Origin of the sequence: Thermosipho sp. (in: thermotogales), from assembly GCF_020054775.1 — a bacterium.
Classification (GTDB): domain Bacteria; phylum Thermotogota; class Thermotogae; order Thermotogales; family Fervidobacteriaceae; genus Thermosipho; species Thermosipho africanus.
Genome location: NZ_JAIHAP010000015.1, coordinates 1 through 22,622, shown reverse-complemented (window position 1 = coordinate 22,622; position 22,622 = coordinate 1). Strand labels below are relative to the sequence as shown.

The 22,622-nt window shown below is 29.3% G+C and carries 18 protein-coding genes; 13 read left to right on the top strand and 5 right to left on the bottom strand.

The genetic code is table 11. The annotated features are described in order from the left end of the window. Positions 1–24: 24 nt before the first annotated feature. Genes JG780_RS04305 through JG780_RS04290 form a run of 4 tightly spaced genes read left to right on the top strand, consistent with a single transcriptional unit; the run spans position 25 to position 6,373 of the window. On the top strand, positions 25–1,275 hold the full coding sequence (locus JG780_RS04305) for a hypothetical protein (protein ID WP_287569314.1): 1,251 nt from the start codon (positions 25–27) through the stop codon (positions 1,273–1,275). Further along, positions 1,269–3,068, top strand: a complete 1,800-nt coding sequence (locus JG780_RS04300; RefSeq protein WP_287569313.1) for a hypothetical protein — start codon at positions 1,269–1,271, stop codon at positions 3,066–3,068. Before JG780_RS04305 ends, JG780_RS04300 begins: the two co-directional genes overlap by 7 nt. Positions 3,069–3,119: 51 nt before the next feature. Beyond that, positions 3,120–4,310 carry a CsgG/HfaB family protein gene (locus JG780_RS04295; protein ID WP_004100486.1) on the top strand — a complete coding sequence of 397 codons (1,191 nt, stop codon included), beginning with the start codon at positions 3,120–3,122 and terminating at the stop codon, positions 4,308–4,310. 14 nt (positions 4,311–4,324) lie between these two features. Beyond that, positions 4,325–6,373, top strand: a complete 2,049-nt coding sequence (locus JG780_RS04290) for an LPP20 family lipoprotein (RefSeq protein ID WP_287569312.1) — start codon at positions 4,325–4,327, stop codon at positions 6,371–6,373. Positions 6,374–6,856: 483 nt separating this feature from the next. Here the strand turns inward: JG780_RS04290 and JG780_RS04285 are convergent, their stop codons facing one another. From JG780_RS04285 to JG780_RS04270, 4 genes are read right to left on the bottom strand one after another with little or no spacing between them, the layout of a single operon-like run. Then, positions 6,857–8,239 carry an amidase family protein gene (locus tag JG780_RS04285; protein ID WP_012579828.1) on the bottom strand — a complete coding sequence of 461 codons (1,383 nt, stop codon included), beginning with the start codon at positions 8,237–8,239 and terminating at the stop codon, positions 6,857–6,859. 4 nt (positions 8,240–8,243) lie between these two features. Next, the gene (locus JG780_RS04280) at positions 8,244–9,083 is read right to left on the bottom strand and encodes a carbohydrate ABC transporter permease (protein WP_004100476.1); all 840 of its coding nucleotides are present in this window, start codon (positions 9,081–9,083) and stop codon (positions 8,244–8,246) included. A 14-nt stretch (positions 9,084–9,097) separates the two neighbouring features. After that, positions 9,098–9,979 carry a carbohydrate ABC transporter permease gene (locus JG780_RS04275; RefSeq protein ID WP_004100474.1) on the bottom strand — a complete coding sequence of 294 codons (882 nt, stop codon included), beginning with the start codon at positions 9,977–9,979 and terminating at the stop codon, positions 9,098–9,100. Positions 9,980–10,024: 45 nt separating this feature from the next. Beyond that, positions 10,025–11,269, bottom strand: a complete 1,245-nt coding sequence (locus JG780_RS04270) for an ABC transporter substrate-binding protein (protein WP_012579827.1) — start codon at positions 11,267–11,269, stop codon at positions 10,025–10,027. Between the two features lie 340 nt (positions 11,270–11,609). Here JG780_RS04270 and JG780_RS04265 point away from each other — a divergent pair, with 340 nt between their 5' ends. Together JG780_RS04265 and JG780_RS04260 are read left to right on the top strand one after the other, a co-directional pair. Next, the gene (locus JG780_RS04265; RefSeq protein ID WP_287569311.1) at positions 11,610–12,824 is read left to right on the top strand and encodes a glycosyltransferase; all 1,215 of its coding nucleotides are present in this window, start codon (positions 11,610–11,612) and stop codon (positions 12,822–12,824) included. After that, entirely contained in the window at positions 12,821–13,942 is a 1,122-nt protein-coding gene (locus JG780_RS04260) for an ROK family transcriptional regulator (protein WP_287569310.1), read from the top strand. The genes JG780_RS04265 and JG780_RS04260 overlap by 4 nt, the downstream gene beginning before the upstream one ends. 23 nt (positions 13,943–13,965) lie before the next feature. Here JG780_RS04260 and JG780_RS04255 read toward each other — a convergent pair whose 3' ends face one another. Then, the gene (locus JG780_RS04255) at positions 13,966–15,948 is read right to left on the bottom strand and encodes a methyl-accepting chemotaxis protein (RefSeq protein ID WP_287569309.1); all 1,983 of its coding nucleotides are present in this window, start codon (positions 15,946–15,948) and stop codon (positions 13,966–13,968) included. 124 nt (positions 15,949–16,072) lie between these two features. Between JG780_RS04255 and JG780_RS04250 the strand changes: the two genes are divergently transcribed. The 7 genes from JG780_RS04250 to JG780_RS04220 all read left to right on the top strand — a co-directional run. Beyond that, the gene (locus JG780_RS04250) at positions 16,073–16,669 is read left to right on the top strand and encodes an ABC transporter ATP-binding protein (protein WP_198429577.1); all 597 of its coding nucleotides are present in this window, start codon (positions 16,073–16,075) and stop codon (positions 16,667–16,669) included. Beyond that, a complete protein-coding gene (locus JG780_RS04245; RefSeq protein WP_198429576.1) occupies positions 16,666–16,929 on the top strand; it encodes a hypothetical protein in 264 nt (87 codons plus the stop codon). Before JG780_RS04250 ends, JG780_RS04245 begins: the two co-directional genes overlap by 4 nt. Before the next feature lie 11 nt (positions 16,930–16,940). Further along, a complete protein-coding gene (locus tag JG780_RS04240; protein WP_004100458.1) occupies positions 16,941–17,738 on the top strand; it encodes a DUF2705 family protein in 798 nt (265 codons plus the stop codon). Positions 17,739–17,753: 15 nt separating this feature from the next. Further along, complete coding sequence (locus JG780_RS04235; protein ID WP_004100456.1) at positions 17,754–18,551, top strand: DUF2705 family protein; 798 nt, start codon at positions 17,754–17,756, stop codon at positions 18,549–18,551. Next, a complete protein-coding gene (locus tag JG780_RS04230; RefSeq protein ID WP_012579825.1) occupies positions 18,552–19,130 on the top strand; it encodes a TetR/AcrR family transcriptional regulator in 579 nt (192 codons plus the stop codon). A gap of 72 nt (positions 19,131–19,202) precedes the next feature. Then, complete coding sequence (locus tag JG780_RS04225) at positions 19,203–21,203, top strand: maltodextrin glycosyltransferase (protein ID WP_287569307.1); 2,001 nt, start codon at positions 19,203–19,205, stop codon at positions 21,201–21,203. 16 nt (positions 21,204–21,219) lie between these two features. Beyond that, a partial coding sequence (locus tag JG780_RS04220; protein WP_287569306.1) for a type I pullulanase occupies positions 21,220–22,622 on the top strand: 1,403 nt, incomplete at its 3' end.

Below are 22,622 nucleotides of genomic sequence, written 5' to 3'. Positions count from 1 at the left end.
TCATTAATACAAGGAGGTGGATTAATGAAAAAGTTAATTTTATTATTTCTTGGAGTTGGTCTTACACTATTTTCTAATGTTCCAATCGTTAAAATAAATATTACAGCTCCAAGTTATATAGAAATTATTAATGCAACTATTTATGATTCCATAATAGAAAGTGGGAAATTCAAACTTTATTTGCAAGAAGAACTTGAAAAATTGTATAAAGAACTCAGGCTACAAGATTTATTATCAAACAAAAATCTTATATTAAAAGAAAGCAAACAACCAATCATAAATTTTGATGTTGTAATAAAAAATTTGCAAATAAAAGAAGAAAAAATAAAAAAAGACTATATTGTAAACAATGAATCTGGAGATTATATACGAGTAGGTGAAAAATACATTAAAGTTCAAAAAGGGATCTACTACTCATATGATGCAAATACCTCAAGATATATTCCTTCAAAAGAGGGGTATTACATAAAAGGATACGACGGAAAATTCTATACTTTCAATGATTTTTACACAAAATTTTCTCATGAAAAGATAGTATATAAAGTTAGTGGAAAAGTATATTACAATCTTTTTGGATATGCAAACGGTTCTTTTAGCTTTTCAAAAGAAATTAAAAAAAGATGGTATAAATGGGATGAAACGATTTTAAAGGCCTTAAAAAAAGAGAATAGTCAAATAGAAATTTTGAAGTATATTGCATCAGTAATAAAGTCAAACATACTTGAAAATATTAAAAATGCTTATAAATTAGAAGGACTAATTTACGACTTAAAAAAAGACAGAGTAATATTGAACATAGGCAAAAAAGATGGAGTACTACCTGGAACAGTATTTACAATAACAGAAAATAAAGGCCAAATAGTTATAAGAAATGTTGAAAACAATTATTCAGAAGCAGAATTTTATTACCTAAAAAAACATTCAAAAATAGAAATTGGAGATCAAGTAGTTGAAGATAGTAAAAAAATATTCATTCCTGTATCACTGGGTATATACTACACAAGTAATGGATTGAAACTTTCTTTAGGTCTAAGACAAAGAGATGTTTACAATGATAAAAAGGCATTTTTAGTTGTAGATTACTTGACAAATACTCAAAATTACATAATTACACTTGGATATAACATATTCGATTTTTATGAACTAAAAACTTACCTTCTACTATCAAATGATTTTTCAATAGGAGGTATGATAAAGTACGATTTATTTGATCTGATGTTTAATTATTCATTGCAAAACAAGACATTTAATTTTGGTGGTGGTTTTTCATGGTAAAAAAAGTAATAATCTTAATTTTAATATTTTCAATATCACTATTTTCAAAAGTTATAATTATTAACAAAACTGGATTCAAGCTAGACATAAATAGTGATTTATTCTACAAAAGTAACGATTTTGTTGTAATAAATATCTTTTCAGTTGAAAAAGAATTGGTACAAAGCAAAAAAGTAGAATTTTATCCTGATAGATACGGAAATTACATTTATTACAATGGAGACTATTATTACACCAGCAACCATCAAAGGTATACATATAACCCCAAATACGATAGATTCATAGTAGATAATAAATATGGACAATACGTATATGCAAGTCATTTCTACTGGGCTAGGAACGAAAAGCAAAAATATATAAAAAGTAGCTTTTATAAAAAGTACGAAAAAACAATAAAAGAAGAATATTACTATATTTCAGGTTATGTAGTAGAGATATGTTACGAAAATCTATTTTTAAAATCATTTACTCCTTTTGTTTTCAAAGTAAGATCATTAAGTGATATAAACCAACAACTAATAAATTTAAACAAAAACCTAAACAAATTTTACCCAGACAAAATAGATATTGTAGTAGATTTTGGTGAAAAAATTCCTGACAAACTAAAAGCATTTGTTTTAGAAAAACTTCAAGAAGATAATAGATACAATATATACGATAGAAAATACCTATATTACATATTTGATGAACTAAGACTAAGAGATCTTATAGGTAACCAAATAGAGCTAAAATTTAGAGTTCCCGAATACATAATTTCCGTCAAAAATATTAGCAACTACCAGGAAAATACGACTCAAGATGAATTATTATTCTTTAGAAACGATATGAATGGACATTACTTGTCAAATGGATACAAGGTAGAAGTTGGTAAATATTATTCTTTCGACGGTAAAAATTACATACCGGACAGAGAAAATGGAAATTATGTAAAGATCTTAAACTTTATATGGAAAAAGGAAAGATATACTACATTTTCCAATTTTTACGATGTTGTATCTATCGATAATTTAAAATATACAAATATATATTATTCAATACTTTTGAACGTTATAGAAACAAAAACAGCAAGAGTAATTTTTTCTAAATATCTAGAAAAAACTTTGCACTTTCCTGAAATAAGAATACTCGACAGATTTAAAAGTTATGAAACAGAAAGCAAAATAGAAAGCTTACTTAACTTATACAAAAGTTTCTCTTCTGACATTAAAAATCTTCTAAAAAAAGCTTTTCCACTTTCTTCAATGGTAAAAAAAGTAGAAAAATTAAACGTTGAACTCTACGATGGAGAAAACATTGGTATAAAACGAGGACAAGTATTTAGGATTTCTGATGACCACTGGACTGAAGGATATTTAAAAATAACTAATGTTTTTGCTACAAGCTCAAGTGGGGATATTTTCTATCTTCTTGATGAAAAAATTGAAAAGTTTTCTCTTGCTTCTGAAGCATTTGAATATCCCTTAAGAGTTGGAATCAGCACAATGATAGGTTTATCAAATTTTGAAGAATATTACCTACTTTTTAATATTAGAAACCTTGATATTAAAGGAAACGACAATTTTTCAGTTGGATTTGGAATTTTTAGTGACTATTATACATTTGAAATTTCAAAAAGAATTTGGATTTTTGATGCCATTTTACGTTTATATTTTAAAGAAGAATCATTTGAATTTTTGCCAGCTTTAAGAATAAATACTGCAAAAAAATATTCTTTGTTTTCAAATGAAATTTTTGGATTTTTCCTAGATATTTCTCAAAAAGGATTTTCATCAGGTATTGTATTTGGATTTTAATATTTTTTTTAAAAATTAATTTATGCTATAATATCTCATGGGGGTGAGAAAATGAAAAAGTTGGCAATATTTTTAATGATCGTTATTTTACTTTCGTCATTATTTGCAATCACAGTATCAGAAAAAATTGGAATAGTAATACTTCCTGCAAAAATTGGAAATGGTTGGAATATGGATGAAGCAGATTTTCTCATATCAATACTAGAGCAAAAAGCCTTAGAACTTGGAAGATTTAGGGTATTCTCCCGTAATGATTTAGATATGATAGTCAAAGAAAGAAACCTTGGAGATCTAGGAATTGTTGAGCAAACATTTGAAGCTGGAAAGATCTTGGGCGCAAGATATGCAATTTTGTTAACTCTCACCGAACTTACATCAAATTATGAAAAAAACGGCTATACTGCAAGTTTAAGACTTTCTTTAAAATTGTACGATCTTAAAACCGGAGAACTCCTTGCTTCTACACCATTTGCAAAAGAAACTTATACTGAAGAAGAGACTCCGCAAAAAGCCATTAATTCCATACTTATGTCTAGTGCTGAAGATATGTGGCTATCATTAAGAGAATATTTTAAATTAGAAGCATATGTTTCAAAAATTGAAGGAAACAAAATTTACCTTGCAGGACTTGATCCAAAAATTGCAAAAAATGGTTTTATATTCAAATTAGAAACCTCAACTGGAGAAATTGGTTACGCTGAAGTAATAGGAATTGACAGGAATAATAATCTTGTCATTGCAAAATTTAAATATGGAGCAATGCCTTCAGTCTATGATCCTGCAATAGAATATCCAGTATCCTCAATGTTTGGCGGAATAAATGTTGGATTATACGCTGGAAAAATTGCACTTGGATTTGTGGGATGGCAAAATAATTTATACGTTGAAAGTGGTATTGTTCTTTCCTCTTTTGTAGGATACATACCAGGATATGTAACAGTCGGTGGAAAATTCGACCTTGTTGAAGTAGGACAAATTTCTGCAGGAATTCATGGTGGCCTGCAAATTCTAGCAATTTACAACACAAATAATGATAGTAATGATTCATTTTTACCTATATTCGGCTTAAATGCAGGTATACAAGTTAAATACGAATTTGAACCTAAATCTGGGATCATTGCAACAGCTGGATACTCCATGCTCTTTCCAGACGATATAAGTAGAAGTATTTACGATATGTTATTTAAACTTGATACAACTTCATTCTTGCAAATTGGTGTAGGATACTTTATGTCATTCTGATTAGGGGTGAACAAATGAAGAAAATACTTATTGTATTTATCTCTGTCTTACTATTTTTCCTATTTTCATGTGATAATAACTCTACAAGTAGTGAATCAAAAACATCAGCAAACAATGTTGTTATTCCATACGGTTTCATTGGAGCAGTAGGAGAAGGATATGGAAAAACCGATGTTGAATCAGAAGAAATTGCAAAAAAAGATGCTCTGAGAAAAATTGCAGAGCAAATTTATGTGGAAATAAAAAGCGATTCTACTCTCAAAGAAAACCTAACACAAATTATTGAAAATAAACAAGTAAAAGAAAAAGCTGAAACAAAGCTTGAAAATATAGTTAACACAACAACTGATATAGAAATAGTTGGTGTTGATTTTACTTTAATCGATAAAAGATTAATCAATGGCCAATACTATACAAAAGTATTAGGACTTCTTGACAAAGAAACTGCATTATTTGCATATAGAACATACTTTGCCATCAAGATAGGACAATCATTACTTGAGGGAAAGATGATATATTCAGCTCAAAAAATTGTTTCTGAATATGAAAAACTCATTTCAGAAAATAAGGATAAACTTCCTGCTAATATGGTTTCAGAGCTTATTTCAACTGTTTCTAAAATCAAAAAAAGCTGGAATGATATAATTGCACTTTACAATGATTTAGAAAACAAAGAAATCAAGACAGTAGAAAATGCATTAAAGTTACTTGAAGCAATTGATAAACTAAATTCTCAATGCATTGATTTTCCACAAGATAAAATAGAACCTTTAAAGGAAAAGGCTAAAACATTTGTCAAAGATATAAAAATTACTTTAAATGGTCCAAAATCAGTTTCAATAGGTCAAAGAATAGATATCTTTGTAGAGTTGTCTCCAAAAATAAAAGGAAATTATACATTTAACGTAAAAGCTAAAAACGCAGAATTCCCTGAATTTATAACAATAAAAGACGGAAAAGGCACTTTAAGTGGAATAGTAAAAGATAAAGATATTTTAGTAGAGGTATCACTTGGAAATCTCATTTTTGAAAGATACTCACCAGGTACCAGCGAAGGCGCTGGCGTTTCTTCGCAAAAAGTAGGAGAGATAATTAGAATCTCATCACAAGGTGTAGCAAACCAACGAAACGCAGCAATTGAAGGAGCATTAACACTAGCTGTAAAAAAAGCAATCGGAATTGTCTTTTCGCAAGATGTTAACTTATTACTTTCTATTCCAGTTGATAAAGATTTAGTTAATGCGCTTTTTGGGGTCTTAAAATATGAAATTGTAAAAGAAAAATACGAAAATGAAACATATAATATAGTTATCAATGTAAGTTTCAACAGAGATGAATTCAAAGATTTAGTTACTAAGATTATAAGTCAAAAACCAGTCGGATATGCAGTAATTGTTGTAAATAATGACCAATATGGATATATCGAACCAATTTTCGAAAATAAACTCTTAGAATCTGGCATTAACTTAGTTTCAAAGGAATATTCAAGAAAACTTGCGCAATATTCAGACCCAAATATTCTCTCAAAACTTGCAATCCTTAGTGCTGCAAAATATGTAATAAATATTAAAGTAAATTATGGAGAAGCGTATTCTAGCGAATACAAAATATGGTCAATGAGATTATTCTTAAATGTTCAAATAATAAATACTTTAACGGGACAAATAGTAAAAAGTGAAAACTTTGAAGATGTTGCAGCAGGTGCTACAAAAGAAGCTGCTTTATCAAAAATCCTAAATTCTGAAAAATTTTCTGATTTTATAAACAAGTTAATTGAGGAACTAAAAAAGCCTTACTCATCGGCAGAAAAATCTAATGTAGTAAGAAAAATAAATCTAAAATTTTATTTTGAAAAATCAACATACATATTAATTATGAAAGATTATTTATCAGAAAAATTTGAAAAAGTAGAATTAATCGAAAAAGAGGAAAATTTTGGAATATTATCACTGAGTACACATTTAACAAACGAAGAAATTATAAGTATAGTAACCTCATTTATAAATTTAAATATTAAAGTTCTAAAAGTATCCCCTACCCAAATAGAATTCAAAATTAATTAAAAAAAATATTCCCACCTTACTAACAAAATAAGGTAAGGTGGGATTTATCCAAAATCTGCCTCAAATTAATTTTTTACGAAAATATAAATCAACTAAATTTTTACTCACTCTAACAAATGTAAAAACTATTGTCGAACAATCTAATATTTTAGGATAAATCTTAAATGTATCTATTAACATTGTTAACCAAAGTTTTAGAACTTAATATGAAGTGTCATCTCATTCATTTTCCTTTATCTTTACCATCTGCATCATCCTTTCTAAATACCACTCTATTTCCAACCTATTTATTAATAATTTCTTTCCATAGTTCTTATATATACTTTCATTTTTTCTACATACTTTCTTTGTCAGTATCCTTTATTTTTTAAGAATATTTAATCTTCTGCTCTAACAAAAGCTCTACATGTTCTACTTCTTTATATTTCTTATTTGAAAATCTTAGAATCAATAAACTGCCTAATTAAAAAATTTTACTTTTTCCTAATCTAACTCAGGAAGTTTTCTTTCTGAAAAACTTTTTTCAAATAACAAAGCAATGGAAAATAATTTATTTTCTTCGAATGCCCGTGCTGAAAAAGTAAGGCCAAAAGGTCCTTTCTCAGTAAAGCCTGCTGGAACAACAATTGACGGATACTGTGCTTTTGCTGTAATGTGTGCACCATAATTTGCTGGAAACAATAATGCATCCAGATCATTTTCATTAAATAATCTATCTATCTCACCTTTTGCATACTTTCTATCATTTAAAAGATATTCTATGTATCTTCCATCTTTAATATCAGTTGCATCTGAATAAAGCAAGATATTCTGTCCATATGGTATTGCATCTCTATTTTCAAAATTATACTTTATAATATCACTCAACGTTTTAACCTTTAAATTTTTATCTTTTAGATAATTATTAATCCCCAATTTAAACTCATAATATAAAACTTCTATGTTATTTATTTTGTTAAGATTTTTAAATTCTACTTTTTTAACCTTCCCACCCAATTTTTCAATCTTTTTTAAATTTTCCAAAAATATATCCACTAACTCCTTATTCATCCATTCAAATATTTGATCTGTATAACCAAATTTCATACCATATAAATCATGAATAATTTCTATTTTACTATCAAAAGAAAAATTTTTAATAAAGTATGTTGCAGGATCTTTATGGTCATATCCAAAAATCACCTTAAACAATTCAAAAGCATCTTCTACCGTTCTTGTTATTGGTCCTGCAGTATCCTGTGTGAATGAAATTGGTATAATACCTGTCCTGCTTACTGTACCTACAGTTGGCTTTAAACCAACGCAAGAATTCATACTAGAAGGCGAAAGAATAGAACCCGAAGTTTCAGTTCCTATCGAAAGAAGTGCTAAATCTGCAGCAATTGCAACTGCTGAGCCAGAACTTGAACCACCAGTGTCAAAATCTCCATAAGGATTTCTAGTCTGACCTCCCAATCTACTATATCCATTTGGCATTTTAAAAGATACAAAATTTGCAAATTCCGTCAAATTTGCCTTACCTATGATTACACAGCCGGCTTCTCTTAACTTTTTAACTATAAAAGCATCGGAACTTGCAAAATTTCCTTCCAAAGCTTTAGCACCTGCTGTAGTTTGCATTTTATCATTAGTATCAATATTTCCCTTAATAATAACAGGGATTCCATGTAAATTACTCCTTTTTTTACCATTTCTTCGCTCTCTATCTAAAGCTCTTGCAATAAAAAGTGCATCAGGATTAATTTCAAGAATTGCGTTCAAATTAATTTTTGAAATACGTTCAAGATAAAACTCAACCAGTCTTTCAGAAGTTAATTTACCTTCATCGTAAAAATCATTAAATTTCTTAACAGTTAAATTTTTCAAAATATCACCCTTTCACAGAACCAGCTGAAAGACCGGCAATAATCCTTTTTTGGAAAATCAAAACCAGAATAACCAACGGAGTAGTTACAATTACAGCAGCAGCCATTATTTGACCCCAAGGAATCTCATATTGTGAGGCTCCCTTAAAAAGTGCAATCGCTACAGGAACAGTGTACTTTTCAGGGCGCTGCATAAACGTTAGAGCAAATAAAAATTCATTCCATGCTGAAATAAAGGTCAACAATCCAGTTGCAACAAGTCCAGGAGCCGCCATAGGAAGAACTATTGACCATAGTGTTCTTAATCTTGAACATCCATCAATAGCTGCTGATTCTTCAACTTCTTTTGGTAATTCTCTAAAGAAATTTTGCAAAATCCATGTTGTTAAAGGCAAAGTAATAGCTATATACGGTAGTATCAAACCAGGATATGTATTTATTAAATGCATTTTTCTCAAAAGAACAAACAGTGAACCTAATATGGAAACCTGAGGGAACATGCTAACAGCTAATATCAAAGACATTACTATTACTTTACCCTTAAATCTTAACCTTGCAATGGCGTATGCTGCAAGAGAACCTATCAAAAGTGAGGCAAGCGTTGTGACACCTGCAACAATTACGCTATTTAAAATATTAATATGAAAAGGTCTTTCAGTAAATACTTTAATATAGTTTTCAAAAGTTATTCTTTTAGGAAACAAAGAAGGATAAACTTCAAACAAATCCTTATCGGGCTTTAAAGATGATATTATTGCCCAATAAAAAGGAAAAATACACCATATCAAAATGATAGCAACCAAGAAATACAATATAAATCTATAAATTATCTTTTTTGCCTGCATTTTCTTCACACTCCTTAATCAAACTGGAGCTTTAAAGATTTAATATAAATAATTGCAAAAATTGAGATTAATAGAAAAATTATAACCGACAATGAAGAACCATACCCAAATGAAGCGCTTGTAAATGCTCTATCCATTAACAATACTCTATTGTAAACTGACAAAGTTTCTGTACCTACACTTCCACGAGTCATAACATAGACAACATCAAAAACCCTTAACGCATCCAAAGTTCTAAAAATTAAAGCAACAGCTATGGTAGGAGCTAGCTGTGGCAATGTAATTTTAAAAAATCTTTGAATCATATTGGCACCATCAATTTTTGCTGCTTCATACAACTGCTCTGGGATCAACTGCAAACCAGCCAATATTAAAAGAGCCATAAATGGAGTTGTTTTCCAAACGTCCACTTGTATAATAGCCCAAAGTGCTAAATTTGGTCTTCCAAGAATTGGAGTTCCAGGCTCTATTATATGAAGTGCTTCATAAAACCTGGACATAATCCCAAATTGATCATTAAACATCCATCTCCACATCTGAGAAGATATTGCTGTTGGAATTGCCCAAGGAATAAGCATAGCAGCCCTTACAGCCCCACGAAATTTAAAATCCTGATTAACTATCAAGGCAATCATTAAACCCAAAATTGTTTCTAGTGCAACTGAAACGAGAGTAAAAATTATTGTAGTTTTTAGTGCATCCCAAAATCTATAATCATTGAAAAGCCTTATATAATTACCAAATCCAACAAATTGTCTAGGAAATCTTGGGTTTAGACTAAATGAATAAAAACTATCATAGAACGTTTTAAAAAGTGGAAAAAATGCAATCACTGAGATGACTAATATAGCCGGCAAAATCATCCAAAAAGCAATTAATGGCTCCTTCCTCTGCATATACTCACCTCTTTATAAATTGTGGGGGGAAAGTCCCCCACAAATTTATTTTCCAAGCAACATTTTTAGCTCTTTTTCTAGTCTTGAAATTGCTTGCTCAGGTGTTAATTCCCTTGTTAATGCAGCATGTACATATCTTTGGATAGCATCGGAAACTTCTGCATAACTTGCTGTTCTTGGTCTTGGAAGTGCATTAATAAATACATCAAACAATTCAACCATAAATGGATTAGCTTCTTTCAATTCTGGTTTGTTATAAACTTCTTTTCTTGTTGGATTTTGACCTGCATTTACTGCCTTATAAAGTTGTTGCTCTGAACTTGTTAAGAACTTTATAAGTTTTTTAGCAGCTTCTTTTTCTTTTGGAGAAGAATATACATTTATTCCAAGATTCCATCCACCCAATGTTGCTGCATGTTTTCCATCTGGGCCAGGTCCCTTTGGAAGCGGAGCAATTCCAACCTTACCTTTAATTGGTGAATCATCACTATTAGCAAGTGACCATGCATATGGCCAGTTTCTCATAAATACTGCATTTCCTGTTTGGAATATTCTTCTTGCATCTTCTTCCATATACGTTGTAACACCTTCAGGTGAAATTCTATACTTGTAAATTAAATCAACCATGAATTTTAATGCGTCAATAGCTTTTGGGTTATTAATAATTACATTACCATTTTCATCCAAAACATCTGTTCCAAATGACCAGACATATTCCATAAAATCACAAACAAGCCCCTCATATCTTGCACCTTGCCAGACAAATCCTTCAATACCTTCTGCCTTGGAAATCTTTTGCGCCATTTCTACAAGTTCATCCCATGTTTGAGGTGGATGATCATATCCATACTTTTCTAATAAATCCTTTCTGTAATACAAAAGTCCTGCATCAGTAAACCAAGGCACCGCAACAATTTTTCCATCAACGGTAACAGATTTTACAGTTCCTGGTAAAAATTTATCAAGTTCAAAATAATCATAGTCATCTGTTAGGTCTTCTAAAAATGGAGCAAATTCTGGAGGCCAAATTACATCCAACATTAAAACATCAGGATCACTTTCACCAGCTGCCAAATAAGTAACGTACAAATCATGTCTTTCTGTAGAAGAATCAGGCATTGGAATTACCGTAACAACAATGTCTGGATTTTGCTTCATAAATTCTTTTAATTGTGCATACAAAACTTCTAGTTCCTTTCCCACACCTCCAGAAGTCATAGTAATAGTGGTAATTGAAAATGATAAAGCAAAAACTAAAAGCAAAGAAAATAAAACAAACAGCCTTTTCATACTTACACCTCCTTATTAGAAATAAATCATAAATATTTTTTCGGTTTTCGAATTTATAATATCACATCGCATACATCTTTCTAAACCATTAATAAAACAAAATATTTTCAAATAATATCAAATAATCGCCTCTAATTTTAATTATTTTACCAAAACGAAAAATGAAAAAGTTTACATTTTAATCAATACATTTTATTCAAAAGTAAGCAAAATATCTTTTTATTCTCGATATAACTTTACTAACTGAAATTTTCTACCTATTTTCTGTGATTAGTCATTTTTGTATTTTTTTGGACTGTGATATAATTTTTTCGAAATTCGAATTAAAGGAGGAGAAAACATGAGAGTAGAACTGCCTGTAAGAAAAATTAGCGACTACAATACAGTGGCAAAAGAAGAGGTTGAAGAGTTGATAGAACTTTCAAAAGAATTAAAGGGTCTTAAAGTTGTCCACGTAAACGCCACTTCATATGGAGGCGGAGTTGCAGAGTTACTCTATACTTTAGCCCCATTAATGAATGATCTAGGTTTAAATACATCTTGGGAAGTTTTAGAAGCACCAAATGAATTTTTTAATGTTACAAAAAAACTTCATAATGCTTTTCAAGGAGCCGATATTGATATCTCAGATAATGAATTTGAACTCTTTGAAAAGGTTAATAAAGATAATGCAAAAAAGTTAAATTTGGATGCCGACGCTGTTATAATTCATGATCCTCAACCATTTTTTATACCTTTATTTAAAGATGGAAAGTATATATGGAGATGTCATATTGATACTTCAAATCCAAATTTTAATGTTTGGAATAGAATTACTTACAAAGCAGCAGATAAATACTCAAAAGCTTTATTTCACTTAAATGAATATGTTCAAGAGCCATTTAAACAAATAGCTATTGAATTTCCTCCAAGTATAGATCCATTAAGTGATAAAAACAAGCAACTTCCAAAAAAAGTAATTGAAGAAATTGCTTTAAAGTATAATATTGACCTAAATAGACCTATTGTTACAGTGGTTGCAAGGTTTGATCCATGGAAAGATTTAAAAAGTGCTATTGATGTATATAGGATTTTAAAAGAAAAAGTTGACATACAATTACTCATCGTTTCAGCCATGGCTAAAGATGATCCCGAAGGATGGATATTATTTGAAGATATATTAAGATACGCTGGCACTGATCCTGATATTCACTTTCTAACTGATCTAAAGGGTGTTGGACATATAGAAGTTAATGCTTTTCAAACTATATCAACAGTTGGATTGCACACTGCAACAAAAGAAGGGTTTGGGCTTGTAATATCTGAAATGCTCTGGAAACAAAATCCTGTGGTAGCAAGACCAGTAGGCGGTGTGAAGGTACAAGTAGTAGATGGTTTTAATGGTTTTTTTAGAAATGATATAAAAGAACTTGCTGATGCAATATATGAAATAATAACAAATGAAAACCTAAGGAGACAATTAGGCAAAAACGCTAGAAAAGTAGTTAAAGAGAAATTTTTAACTACTTCACATCTAAAAAGGTATTTAAAAGTTATAAAGGAGGTTATCAGTTGAAATTAAATAATTCAAAAAAAATACTGTTAAACCTACTCTTTAAAAACGAAGCCTACAGAAATCAACTGCAAAAATCTTTAAAAGTTACTCCTTCCACCCTTTCGTATATATTGGACAATTTAAAAAAGAAAGGGTATATTACTGTATTAAAAAGCGAAAGTGAAACTGTAGGAAGACCTAAACATATAATCAAGATGGACAAGAATTTTTGGAAAAGTATTGGAATTAGAATTGGTAGAGAAAGTGTAAATTTGACTGTTTTTAATGGATACTTTGAAGAAGAAGAGAAAATATCTATAAAGTTAACAAAAAATGATATTGGAAATGAAAACATATCAAGAATTCTAGAGAAAATTATCAAAAAAGTATCATCTTTAGATAAAATAAAAGCTATAGGAATTGCTCTTTCAGGAAATATAGATAAAGACAAAGCAAACTCTAAGATCTTAAAACTTGAAAACTTTAATCCACACTATATAATTAAAAAATTACTTCCTAATGCCACTGTAAGTCTACTTAATGATGTCGAAGCAATCGCAACTGAAGAATTTGTAAAGCACGGTGGAAAAAAGATACTAGTAATAAATTATGGAACTGGTATAGGAGCGTGCTTTTATGAATCACGCGGGATATATGAAAAAAGTGAAAGAAAAATAATAGAACTTGGGCATTTCTATGTAGGAACAAATGAAAAGTGCTACTGTGGAGCAACTGGCTGCCTTGAAACCATAGCTTCAGATTATGCAAATCTAAAAAGATATAAATTTTCGAACTTAAAAATTGAAGATTTCATCCTAAATGAAGAGTTATATAATAATGACTTAGACGAACTTAGAAATTTGCACAAGACATACGAAAAAAAGGCCCAAGAAATCTACAATGAATCCTTCAAATACCTTGCTATTTTTCTTACTAATATTTTTAAACTTTTCAACCCTGAAAAAATAATTCTTTCTGGTGAAGGTGTAACAAAATGGTTTTCGAATGAACTTGAAAGAAAAATTCATTCCATTTCTAATTTTCCCGTATCTATAACATACAGAGGGCTAAAAAACAACATAGAATTTGGTGCGGCGGTAGATGCTCTAAGAGAATATATTTTAAGATCTAATCTTTAAAAAAATAGGGGGAAATTATCCCCCTATAAATTACTTAACTCATCTGATTTTTGAGATATTTGCTTAATCATTTGCGAAATTTCCTCCTGTTTTCTTCTTAATTCCTTGAATTTTTCCTCAACATCTCTTGCTATAGCCTCTATTTTTTGAACTTCTTGTTGAACATTTTGAGAAAGCTGATTTTGCATTTCCGCCATTTCTACAATTATCTTAAATTCTTCAAACATATCGGACATATCATTTGTATTTTCATCAATTGAATTTAAAACACTCTGATTTTTATCAATTACAGTTGAAAGGTTATTTGACAATTCCACAATTATCGAATTAACTTTTGAAAAAGTTCTTCTTGTACTGCCCACTGTTTCATTTATAGACTCTACCAACCTTCCTGTGTCTTGGGACAACTTTCTAATCTCTTCTGCAACCACAGCAAATCCTTTTCCAGCTTCTCCTGCCCTCGCTGCTTCAATTGCAGCATTTAAAGACAACAAATTAGTTTGTTCTGCAATATCTTGAATCTTTGTTGTAACATCTTCGATCATATCAATACCTTTTGAAAATTCAACAAATGACGCATTAAGAGAGTCATTTACTTTTATAAGATCTTTTGTCATCTTCAGTACACTTGAAAGATTTGCTAAATTTTCTCTGGAGGATTGCTCAATCTTTTCACCTATTTTACTTACTTTGTTGATCTTTTCTGATATTTCGTTTGTCTTTTCCTCTACTTCATTTAAAAATCCGTTAAATTTTTCAAGTACAAATAAAAGATTATTTATGTCACTATCAACAATTTTTGCATTCTCGTATAAACTCAAATCTATTTCCTGGACTTTTTTAGTTGTATCAAAAACAACTTGAGAAAGTTCTCTTGCTTTCTGAGACCATCTTTCAAGGATTTTCATGTTCTCTCTTTCCTGTTCAAGCAAATTGTTAATCTTTTCATTTGCAACTTTTGTTTCATTGTTAATTTCAATTATTTTTACAAAAGCATACATACCAAGTGTAATTCCAAATCCTGTCTGAGCAAGATTAAAAAACATATAGTTTACCTCAACCATTCCTAGGATTGAGAAAATAGACAGTAATATTCCAAATACAACGCTTCCCAGTCCTAGTGTTACTATTCTTTCTGAAAAATTCTTAGAATTTTTTACAAAGATATATGAGATATAGAATAAAGCAAAAATTGCAAACAGATAAAATTGAGAATAATATTCCCTAACGGTTGAAAGATTTGCAGCAAATAAAACTCTTGCATATAAAATCCAATAAATTATCGCATAAATCTTGAATAATAGATTTTTCTTTATTTTAAACAAGCTATATGCAAATTCTAATGCAAAGTACATTGATAAAGCAGCTCCTAAAATTACAATCTTTTTCCAAAATAGAAGCGGAGTCATTATTAAATTCATTTCATCCAAAGACAATAAAACTGGACTTAAAACTGTTATTGCTCCAAATAATAAACTTTTATCTCTTATTCCAAAATACATAAGGAGCATTAATATAAATATAGCTACTGCAAAACCTGATGTAAAATGATGAAGCATTTCGTTAGCAAAATTATGTTTTTCAACCACACTCTGAATATCTTTTAAATTACCTATATACCAGCTTGATTCAACACCACCAACATTCTTTGAATAAAATAAAAATTTTGTTGTCCCATTTAATGGAAGATAGTAATACCTATGCCATGAATTTAGATCTGGTCCAGTTAAAGAAAATATTAATTTTCCATCTTGATAAACTTCTACTTTTTGATTGGCAGTAACCGTAAATGCTACATACTTATTTTTTTGATTTAGAACAACTTCAAATTCATGCAGGTTTTCATCGTTAAACGTTAAAAAACTTTCATCTAAAAGTGCTCCATCAACTTTAAGTTTTGGCAAAAATTCTTGTAATCCATCTTCTTTTAAATACGAATTAATTGAAAAAATAACTAAAAGAATTACAATTCCTCCAAGTAAAAAGTACAATAAATTCTTAAACATAACAAACCTCCCTTCAACCTTTTATCATTCTTTTGATTATTTTACCATATTTTGACTTTAACCATAAATATATGATATAATCTTAACTGACCATATGGTCAAATAGTTAGGAGGTGATTTTTAAATGATTAAGGTTAAAAATTTGAAAAAATATTATGGAAAAAATGTTGGCATTGAAGATGTAAGTTTTGAAGTAAAAGAGGGCGAAATAGTTGGATTAATAGGTCCTAATGGTGCTGGAAAAACAACAACCATTAGAATTTTAACTGGTTTTCTTACTCCCGATAATGGTGAAGCTTATATTGATAATAAAAAGATGCCATTTGAAATTGACAAAGTCAAAAAAAATATTGGATATATTCCAGGAGAAGTAAATTTCTATGGTGACATGAAAATAAAAGATTTTCTAAAATTTAACAGGGCATTTTATCAAAATATAGATCAAGATTATGAAAAATATATTATCAAAACATTAGGAATAGATTTAAATAAAAAATTTAAAGAACTTTCTCTTGGAAACAAAAAGAAAATAGCAATTCTTCAAGCACTAGTACACAAACCAAAATATTTAATACTAGACGAACCTACAAGTGGTCTTGATCCACTAGTCCAGCAAAAATTTTACGCCCTTTTAGAAGAACATAAAAAAATGGTGCGGCAATATTGTTCTCATCTCATATATTATCAGAAGTCGAAAAATTATGTGATAAATTTGCAATGATAAAAGATGGAAATATCGTAAAATTTGGAAATATAGAAAGTTTAAAAGATTTTTCCATAAAATTAGTTAATGTATACGGCTTAAAGGAATGTGATCTAATAAAAAAATACAGTTTCAAAAAAGACTCAAAAAGTTACACATTCGAAATAAGATCAATAGAATTAAAAACATTCTTAAATGATCTTTTAAATTGTGAGTTCAAAGATATTGAGATCAAAAACCCTGCACTTGAAGATGTTTTTTTAAAACTTTATAAATAGGTGGTGAAAATATGAATATACTAAAAAAAGAAATAAATCAAAATATAATAGTCATTCTTATTTGGATGATAGTTATATCCCTTTTTATTTGGATGTTTTCGGCTGCAACAACATTCTTTTTAGATGAAAATACACCTGCTTTAAAAATAATCCAAAATATGCCAGAAAAATTATTAAAAACATTTAATATTGAACTTGACGTTTTATCTAAACCGGAAGGTATCTTTGGAACCGAAGGTATGACATTTATGTTTATTTTCTTTGGAATATTTTCCTCAATAATCGCAAGTAAAATTTTTGCAGGTGAATTTGATAATAAAACAATAGAATATTTGCTTGTTAAACCAGTTAGTAGAACTAAAACTTTTTTATCAAAAATAGCAGCCACAATTTTATTTATAACAATACTCTCATTTACTTTCTTGTTTTCAGAGCATATATTCTTTCCTTTATACGTTAAAAATTTTAGCAAGCTTGTTATGAATTATTTTTTCATTTACATATTTATTTCGTCCATTTTCTTTGCATCATTTTCTACGCTTTTATCTATGATATTTAGAAAAAGGAAGCTTGTAAATACTATATCTATATCGTTTGTCTTTTTAATGTTTTTTCTAAATTCTGTTACCGAAGGTGTTGAAAACTTTGAATTTCTTAGAAAAATAAGCATTTTCTATTATTTTTCAACAATAGATATACTTAAAGAACTAACTATAAATTACAGTGCAGTAGCTGCAATTATCTTTATTTCAACAATTTTATTTATTTCATCACATTACATATTCAAAAATAATGATATTTCAATCTAAGGTGAGGCGTAGAAAATGTTAATTTTAAAAAAAGAATTGAGATCTAATATAAAGTTATTTATAATTTGGGCATTTGTATTATTTTTATTTTCTTACATGATCGCCCCTTTTATAGATACAGTAATGAAAGATTCAGAGGAAATGATAAATTTTATTAAATCACTTCCAAAATTTATGGTTAAAATTTTTAACATTTCTGAAAATTCAATAACTCCAGAAGGATTTTTTGGAATGAAAATAATGATGATGGCTCAAATATTTGCAGGGGTTTTTTCCATAATACTTGCATCAAATTTATTTGCCAATGAATTTGAAAATAAAACAATAGAATATTTGCTTGTTAAACCAATAAGTAGAAAAAAAATATACCTAGAAAAACTAATTGCTATTCTTATTTTCTACACACTCTTTTTTCTAATATTCTGTGCAAGTGTGTTAGCACTTTTTAAGGTATATGTAAGTTATGAATACAGCCCTTACATCTTATTTGGATATTCCCTATATTTATATGTCATAGAAATTTTCTTTGGTTTTTTAACAATTTTTCTATCTGTAATATTTCAAAAAACAATGCTTTCTATATCATTATCACTCTCATCTTTTATATTAATGTACATAATTGATATTCTAGGAAGTGCAAACGAAAAATTTTCTTTTTTAAGGTATTTATCAATTTTTAAATATATTTCAATAGGTGATACTATAAACAATAATGTAGTATATATAAATAACTCAATAATCCTTATACTTTTAGGCTTTGTAATTTCTCTGTTCGGACTTAAAATATTTACTAGAAAGGATGTCAATATCTAAATGACAAAAAAGGAAAAAATTATTAAATATGCCCTAAAAGAATTTGCAGAGAAAGGTTTTCTTGCTGCCTCCACAAATACAATTTCAAAAGCTTCAAAAGTTTCAAAAGGAGCAATTTTTTACCACTTTAAAAATAAAGAAAATCTATACATAGAATGTTTTAAAAAAATCCAAGGTGAATATGAAAAAGAATTTTTGAAATTTTATTCTAAAAATACTCATCTTGATTTTTTTGAGTTTTTAATAAAATGGAGCTATAAAAAAATTGAAATAGCAAAAGAAAAACCTGAGTATCTTCAATTTTTTAAAACAGTTGAATCTATACCTGAGAGTCTAAAAGAAAAAATTTTCAAGTTAAATCAAGAAATTTATTCAAAATATATACCTTATTTTTCTGAAAAATTTGAAAAACTTGAATTAAAGGAAAACATGGACAGAAATTTTTCCTTTAAAATAACTTTCGAAATTTTGGAATATTTTTCAAAAAAATACTACTACGAATTTGAAAGCAACCTTGAAAAGATAATGGAAGAAATTGAAAAAGTTATAAATATAATCAAATTTGGAATACTAAAATAGTATAGATATTCTTTTCGAATGTGATATAATATTTTAGGTTTAAATTGGAACCGTTTCTATGGAGGTGGCGTGATGTTAAAGGACTTAGAAAAATATTTAAAAAGCAAAATAAGTGGGCATAAAAATTATGCAATTCCTAAGCTTTGGATACATTCTAACAAAGAAATATTTGGAAATATATTTGAAGAAAAAGGAAATACAATTTTTGTTGATCCATACGAGTTTTTCTATAAAGTTGTTTCATATATAAACTCACAAAGAAAAGAAAAAGTAAACTACTCTAAATCAATTTCTAATATAACAGGTGAAAAGGATTGGCATAAAAAGGCAATAATATATGGTAGTTTGCCAAGAATGACAGTTGCATACAATCACAAGGGGTTTGCAAATTTTGAAGAAACTGATATATTGGGTTTTAAAGAATCAGGAACATTTTTAAAAATGATTGCTTTACTCATTTATCTTAAACACTTCAATGTAAATACACTTTACATGCTTCCCATAAGCCAATCTAGCAATTTATTCAAAAAAGGCAGTATAGGTTCACCTTATGCAGTTAAAAATCCTTTAAAACTTGATGAAAATTATCATGACCCTCTACTTGAAGGATTCAACGTAGAAGAAGAATTTCAAGCGTTAGTAGAAGCAGCTCATATCCTTGGTATTAGAGTTGTCCTTGACTTTATTCCAAGAACCGCTTCAAGAGATTCTGATTTAATAAGGGAACATCCAGATTGGTTCTACTGGATAAAGGTAGATGAGCTTTCAGAATATAAACCTCCAATCATTGATAACTTACCATTTAAAATTCCAGATGCAGAAGATATACCTGTAATTTATAGAAACACAGAGGTTAGAAAACATCTAAAAAAATTTGTCGATTCTCCTGATAAGATCGATCCAAAAAAATGGGAAAAGGTTAAAAAAATGGAAGGAAATATTCTAGTAAACATAATAAAAGAATTTGGTATAGTTACGCCTCCAGGATTTTCAGACTGGATAAATGATACTCAGCCAACATGGGATGATGTTACATTCCTAAGGTTGTACCTAGACAACCCAAAAATTGCAAAACCATATATATCACCCGATCAAAAACCTTACATTTTGTTTGACGTAATCAAATCTAGTAAATTCCCAGGTGAAGATGAAAATATAGAACTATGGGAATATATTTCTGATATAATTCCTTACTATCAAAAGAAATTTGGAATCGATGGTGCAAGAATTGATATGGGCCATGCACTCCCTAAAAAACTTCAAGAAATGATCATATCAAAAGCCAAAAACAACGATCCAGAATTTATGTTTATAGCCGAAGAACTTGAAATGAAAAATGACAAAAAGGCAATGGAAGAAGGCTACAACGTTATACTAGGTAACAGTTGGTATTCCGTCGCAAGAAGAGAAGAAATGTACAAATTAGTAGAAGAAACATCGGTAAATTTAAAAATTCCATTTGTTGCTTCAGTTGAAACACCAGATACTCCTAGAATAAAGGCAAGGGAATTTGGAGATAAATTAAAATTTCTTTCACCATTTTTAATGTATTTTATACCTAACGGACTTCCCTACATTAACTCAGGGCAAGAAATAGGAGAAATTCAACCAATGAATTTAGGATTAGACAATACAATCTGGGGGAAAACTATTCTTCCACCCGATGATGAATTTTATGGAAAACTTGCATTTTTTGATCACTACGTGCTTCACTGGAATAGTTATGATGAAAAGGTATTTTCTTTCTTGAAAAATCTTCTATTTTATAGAAAAAAATACGAAGACTTTATACTTTCAGGTGAATTTAAATATGTTTATTTTAATTATCAAGACGGATTTTTGGCAAACTATTCATATTGGAAAGATGATAAAGGTATATTAGTTATTGGAAACCTTGATCTTTCATGGGAAAGAGAGTTTGAAATACACCTTGATAAAACTGTTGGAAAACAAATAGAAATAAAAAGTGTAAAGTTATGGAATGGTTTTGAGGAATATTTCTTAGAGAAAAGTAATATTTTAAGATTAAAACTTAATGCAGGCGATTTTGCTTTAATTATTATAAATGAGTAAATTTGGGAGGGATAGTATGAGCAAAAAGGTATTATTTTTAATTTTTGTATTAATCTCTTTGGTTGCATTTTCAAAAACAGTTATAACTGTCCATTATCACAGATTTGATGATAATTATGCAGGATGGAATCTTTGGATATGGCCTTCCAAACCTGTTTCAATGGAAGGAAAGGCCTATCAATTTACTGAAACTGATGATTTTGGTGTAGTTGCAAAAATAGAACTTGATATGGATTTAGAAGAAGTTGGAATAATAGTAAGATTAAACGAGTGGCAAGCAAAAGATGTTGCAAAAGATAGATTTATCAAAATAAAAGATGGAAAAGCGGAGGTGTGGATCTTGCAGGGAGTCGAGGAAATATACACAACAAAGCCAGACACAAGCCCAAGAGTGTTTTTCGCTGCAGCAAAAGATTACAACGTAATAGAAGCATACCTTACAAACAAAATCGACACTAAGACATTTAAAAACATCAAAGTAACTGTTGATGGAAAAGAATTAAAAGTTGAAAAGATAGAAAAAGCAGATCCTACAGATCTTTCAGAAACAAATTATATAAGAATTATTTTAAAGGATGCTCTATCAAAAGAAGACTTAAATAAAGATGTAAAATTATTTATCGAGGGCTTCTCTCCGTCTACTGTTTATATGTTAGATGTTTTAGATAATCTTTACTATGATGGAGAACTTGGCTACTTATATAGCAAAGAAAAAACTATCTTTAAAGTATGGTCTCCTGTATCTAAAAAGGCTCAAGTTTTACTCTTCAAAAATGGCGAAGATGAAAAGCCTTACAAGATTGTTGATATGAAATACGTTGGAAATGGTGTCTGGCAAGCAGAAGTTGAAGGAGATCTCGACGGAGTATTTTACAAATACAGATTTGAAAGCTATGGAAAAGTTAGAGAAACTGTTGATTACTATTCAAAAGCAGTCTATAAAAACGGAACAAAAAGTGCAGTAGTAGATCTTAAAAAGACTGATCCAGAAGGTTGGAACAATGATATTAGACCACCAATGGAAGCATTAGAAGACGCTATAATATACGAAATCCACATTGCCGATATGACAGGACTTGATAACTCTGGAGTAAAAAACAAAGCAACATACATAGGATTAACTGAAGAAAATACAAAGGGACCCGGTGGAGTTTCTACAGGGCTTTCTCACCTTGTCGAGCTTGGAGTTACGCATGTTCATATACTTCCAATGTTTGATTTTTACACTGGAGATGAAGAAGATAAAGATTTTGAAAAAAGTTACAACTGGGGATATGATCCTTACTTATTTACAGTTCCAGAAGGAAGATATTCAACAAATCCAAGAGACCCATATGTTAGGATAAACGAAGTAAAGAAAATGGTTCAAAAATTCCATGAAAAAGGTATTAGAGTTATTCTTGACATGGTATTTCCACA

Bases quoted from the DNA above. Each gene is read 5' to 3' on its own strand.
- JG780_RS04305 (WP_287569314.1), top strand. From the start codon at position 25: ATGAAAAAGTTAATTTTATTATTTCTTGGAGTTGGTCTTACACTATTT.
- JG780_RS04300 (WP_287569313.1), top strand. From the start codon at position 1,269: ATGGTAAAAAAAGTAATAATCTTAATTTTAATATTTTCAATATCACTA.
- JG780_RS04295 (WP_004100486.1), top strand. From the start codon at position 3,120: ATGAAAAAGTTGGCAATATTTTTAATGATCGTTATTTTACTTTCGTCA.
- JG780_RS04290 (WP_287569312.1), top strand. From the start codon at position 4,325: ATGAAGAAAATACTTATTGTATTTATCTCTGTCTTACTATTTTTCCTA.
- JG780_RS04280 (WP_004100476.1), bottom strand. From the start codon at position 9,083: ATGCAGGCAAAAAAGATAATTTATAGATTTATATTGTATTTCTTGGTT.
- JG780_RS04275 (WP_004100474.1), bottom strand. From the start codon at position 9,979: ATGCAGAGGAAGGAGCCATTAATTGCTTTTTGGATGATTTTGCCGGCT.
- JG780_RS04270 (WP_012579827.1), bottom strand. From the start codon at position 11,269: ATGAAAAGGCTGTTTGTTTTATTTTCTTTGCTTTTAGTTTTTGCTTTA.
- JG780_RS04265 (WP_287569311.1), top strand. From the start codon at position 11,610: ATGAGAGTAGAACTGCCTGTAAGAAAAATTAGCGACTACAATACAGTG.
- JG780_RS04255 (WP_287569309.1), bottom strand. From the start codon at position 15,948: ATGTTTAAGAATTTATTGTACTTTTTACTTGGAGGAATTGTAATTCTT.
- JG780_RS04250 (WP_198429577.1), top strand. From the start codon at position 16,073: ATGATTAAGGTTAAAAATTTGAAAAAATATTATGGAAAAAATGTTGGC.
- JG780_RS04245 (WP_198429576.1), top strand. From the start codon at position 16,666: ATGATAAAAGATGGAAATATCGTAAAATTTGGAAATATAGAAAGTTTA.
- JG780_RS04240 (WP_004100458.1), top strand. From the start codon at position 16,941: ATGAATATACTAAAAAAAGAAATAAATCAAAATATAATAGTCATTCTT.
- JG780_RS04235 (WP_004100456.1), top strand. From the start codon at position 17,754: ATGTTAATTTTAAAAAAAGAATTGAGATCTAATATAAAGTTATTTATA.
- JG780_RS04230 (WP_012579825.1), top strand. From the start codon at position 18,552: ATGACAAAAAAGGAAAAAATTATTAAATATGCCCTAAAAGAATTTGCA.
- JG780_RS04225 (WP_287569307.1), top strand. From the start codon at position 19,203: ATGTTAAAGGACTTAGAAAAATATTTAAAAAGCAAAATAAGTGGGCAT.